Annotated in this window: 2 protein-coding genes; one reads left to right on the top strand and one right to left on the bottom strand. The window is 39.0% G+C overall.

Annotated features, from left to right (window positions below; all coding sequences use genetic code 11):
- Nucleotides 1–1293 (top strand): carbon starvation CstA family protein (locus F9U64_RS09325; RefSeq protein WP_228275648.1); only part of this gene is annotated, 1293 nt, incomplete at its 5' end.
- A 99-nt stretch (nt 1294–1392) separates the two neighbouring features.
- On the opposite strand, the gene F9U64_RS09320 is transcribed toward F9U64_RS09325, so the two are convergent.
- Nucleotides 1393–1521, bottom strand: a 129-nt coding sequence (locus F9U64_RS09320; RefSeq protein ID WP_153402748.1) for an IS3 family transposase, incomplete at its 5' end; no start/stop codon positions are given.

Here is a 1521-nt window from a genome sequence, read left to right as displayed (position 1 = left end):
ATGCACAAGCAGAGAAATGCGATGATTCAGTTATTGAACATTGCAGGTACTGGCCCGATCTTTGGCCCAATCATGGGGGCATTATACGGCCCTGTTGCGTTTCTATGGATTGTAATCGGTTCCATATTTGCTGGGGCTGTTCATGATTACCTGACTGGGATGATATCGATTCGAAACAGAGGCGCACATATACCGGAATTAGCAGGGAAATTTCTCGGCAAGTTCTCGCGCCATATGGTTAATGCTTTTTCACTATTATTATTAGTATTAGTTGGTACTGTTTTTATTACAACACCAGCATCTTTAATAGAAATCCTGTTAGATGGAAAAGTTGCCTTCGGAATTATTCTGGCAGCAATTTTCCTTTACTATTTCTTATCAACGATCCTTCCGGTAAACCAAATTATTGGGAGAATCTACCCGGTATTAGGGGCAATTCTGTTATTAGGTACAATATCAATCGGAATCTCTTTAGTTTTCTCTGATTACAGTATTCCTGAATTGACATTGCAAAATCTGCACCCTGAAAATTCGCCGATCTTCCCATTGTTGTTCTTTACGATAACTTGCGGGGCGCTATCTGGATTCCACGCAACACAGTCACCGATTATATCGCGAACAACACAAAAAGAATCACAAGGGCGCTATATTTTCTATGGAATGATGATTGCAGAAGGAGTTATTGCCATGATTTGGGCAGCTGCAGCGATGAGTGTATTTGATGGGCAAACATTAAATGAAGTCATTGCCAATGGTACCGCATCAGCAGCAGTTAATGAAATTTCCGTTACTTTATTAGGTGCCATCGCAGGTACTGTAGCTGTTATCGGTGTAATTGTCTTGCCGATCACATCAGGCGATACCGCTTTCCGTGCTGCCAGATCGATTGTCGCTGATTATATTGGTCTGGGACAGAAAAAAGTATTCAACCGGTTAATCATCGCAATACCGTTGTTTGTTATCGGTTATATTCTGACAAATATCGATTTTAACCTTTTATGGCGCTACTTCTCCTGGGCAAACCAGGCTACAGCTGTAATCGCATTGTGGATTGCGACAATGTATCTTTTGGTGAAAGGGAAAAACTATCTTGTTTCCTTAGTGCCAGCAGTGTTTATGACATATATGGTCTTTGTTTATATCCTTAATGCCAAAATTGGCTTTAATCTTGATTTGAATCTTTCCTTTATTATCGGGATTTTCTTAACAATAGGAACAGTATGGTTGTTCTTCAATAAAGCAAGAAAGAATAGATTGAATAAAATAGAAGTTGATGAAAAAATTGTAGCATAACTGGGCGAAGAGGCTGAGACAAAACTATATTATACGTATAAAAACCCGAACATTTGAACTGCCCCCTGTCAAGTAGACAGTGGTAATAATAAAAATGATCTAGGCGGCCTTTGTCCTGTATTCCATCGGACTGAGGCCGTTTAATCGTTCTTGGTATCGATTATGATTATAAAAATAAATGTATTGATTTATTGCTTTAGAAAGCTCTTCAAATGTCCTGTAATTATG

Origin of the sequence: Gracilibacillus oryzae (genome assembly GCF_009498735.1) — a bacterium.
GTDB classification, from domain to species: domain Bacteria; phylum Bacillota; class Bacilli; order Bacillales; family Amphibacillaceae; genus Gracilibacillus; species Gracilibacillus oryzae.
Note: the sequence above shows the minus strand (reverse complement) of the source record. Positions and strands in the feature narration are given on the sequence as shown.